The sequence below is a fragment of the Rhizobacter sp. P2_H2 genome, assembly GCF_056403375.1.
The window spans coordinates 1-1,987 of the sequence record NZ_JBFUFP010001002.1; the positions used below are offsets into that span (position 1 = coordinate 1).

The window sequence follows — 1,987 nt, forward strand, 5'->3', positions numbered from 1 at the left end:
GCCGCAGCACCTGCAGCTCCCAGCCCTCGGCGYTGCCGCTCGCCGTGCCGGCATGCAGCGTCGGCGAGATCGCCTGCTCGGCGAGCGGCCGCAGCCCGGCCGGCAGGCGCTGCAGCAGCTCGGGCCACGGCGGCAGCGCAGCCGGGTCGGCGATGTGCAGCCAGCGCTCGGCGGCCGCGTTGGTCTCGTACAGCACGCCCAGCTGGCCCGGCGGCGGCAGCGCGACGYGCAGCACCGGGTCGGCCAGCGCCTGCAGCAATTCGCTGATGCGCTGGTCGCCCGGGTCGGCGAGCTCGCGTGCGGTGCCCACGTAGCCGGCGAAGCGGCCCTGCGCATCGAGCACCGGCTCGGCGCGCAGCGACCAGGGCTGCCTCACCCCGGCCGCGCCGGCGCGCCACAGCGAGGTGGCGCTGAGTGGCGCATGCTGCTCCATCGCGTTGCGCAGCGAGCGGGTCAGCGTGTCGCTGCCCTGGAAGTGCTGCCACAGCGGCGCGGCGTCGTCGGCCCCGGCCCAGTCGGCCAGCGCCGCGCCGCGCGGCGGGCGCCATTGCGTGACCCGGTGCTGCGCGTCGCTGCGCCATTGCCAGCAGTCGAGCGTCTGCGCCACGGCCTGCCGCTCGGCGCGTTCGTGCTGCAGGGCCTGTTCGGCACGGCGCAGCCGCCGTCTCGACCAGGCTGCCCAGGCCCCGGTCGCGAGGGCTGCCAGCAGCAGCAGTCCGGCCGGCAGCGCGGTCTCGAGATTCATCCGACGGATTGTAAGGAGTGGTTGCAGCGTGACATTGTGGGGCGCGCGCCGGTTTCCAATGTGTCGGATGCCTCAAGTCGGTCCGGACGGGACCGAAAGTGGAACGAAGACCCTTTCCTGGGCCGGGTCAGTCCGTGGGGACGACGCGGCCGCGCCATTTTCACCAGTAGTCGATCCATGCCTGCTCCGCTGTCTCGTCTTGCCCGATGGTTCGGTGTCCGCCAGGCGCGCAGTGCGGCGAAGCCCGAGCCGGTGCCGCCCGTGGCGGCGGTGCCGGCGCCGGCCGCGGCGGAGGAGGCGGTCGTCGACTGGCTGGGCCTGTTGCAGCAGGTCGCCGCCCGCGTCGACGAGGCCGAATCGCTGGCCGACGCCCTGCACGGCGCCGCCGGGCTGCTGGCGCAGGGCCTGCAGGCCGAGGGCCACGCGGTGCTGCGCGTGCTGTCCGTCGCCGGCGACGCCGCCCAGCTGCAGGCCTGGCAGCAGCCCGAGGATCCGCATTCAGGCCGCTTCACCGTCCACCCCCGGCTCAGCGCCACCGGGCGGGCGGTCGCCGAAGGCCGCATCTGCCTGGCACCGATGCACGGCTCTGCCGCCAGCGTGATGGCGCTGCCGGTGCGCGGCGGCATCACCACGGCTGCCGTGCTGGAACTGCACGGCGTGCCGGCACAGCGCGACCTGACGGCGTTGCGCCGGGTGCTCGAGACGGTGCAGCGGCTGCTCGACCTGCGCAGCGCGCGCCCGGATGCCCCAGCCGACGCCCAGGCGCCCGCCACGGTCCCCATCCCGATCCTGCTGCCCACCACGCCGGCGCCCGCCACGCCCGAGCCCGAACTGCTGCAGCTGCTGATGGAGAACCTGCCGGCCAGCCTGTTCGTGCTGAACCCGATCGACCGCCGCATCGTCGCGCTCAACACCCACGCCGAGCGCGAGTTCGCCAAGGGCCGCGAGCAGGTGCTCGGCAAGACCGTGCGCGATGCCTTCGGCGGCGATGTCGCGCTGCTCGGCGAGCCGGCCATCGCGCGGGCGCTGGCCGAGCAGGGCACCATCGAGAGCGAGGTCGAGGTGCCGGGCGAGGGCGGCACCCGCATCGTCAGCGCCCGCTGCTTCGCGCTGCGCCATGYCGACGGCACGCCGCGGCTGGTGATCGTGCTCGCGCGCGACGTGACCCGCGAGCGCCGCGCCGAGCGCGAGCTGCACGAGTCGCAGAACCGGCTGCGCGAGTTCGCGCACACGGTGGAAGAC

At 74.7% G+C, this 1,987-nt stretch carries 2 protein-coding genes; one reads left to right on the plus strand and one right to left on the minus strand.

What is annotated here, in order from left to right; genetic code table 11:
• Positions 1-745: hypothetical protein (locus AC1D15_RS29315; RefSeq protein WP_477828789.1), on the minus strand; the 745-nt coding region annotated here is incomplete at its 3' end.
• A gap of 177 nt (positions 746-922) precedes the next feature.
• Between AC1D15_RS29315 and AC1D15_RS29320 the strand changes: the two genes are divergently transcribed.
• Positions 923-1,987: PAS domain-containing protein (locus AC1D15_RS29320; protein ID WP_477828790.1), on the plus strand; the 1,065-nt coding region annotated here is incomplete at its 3' end.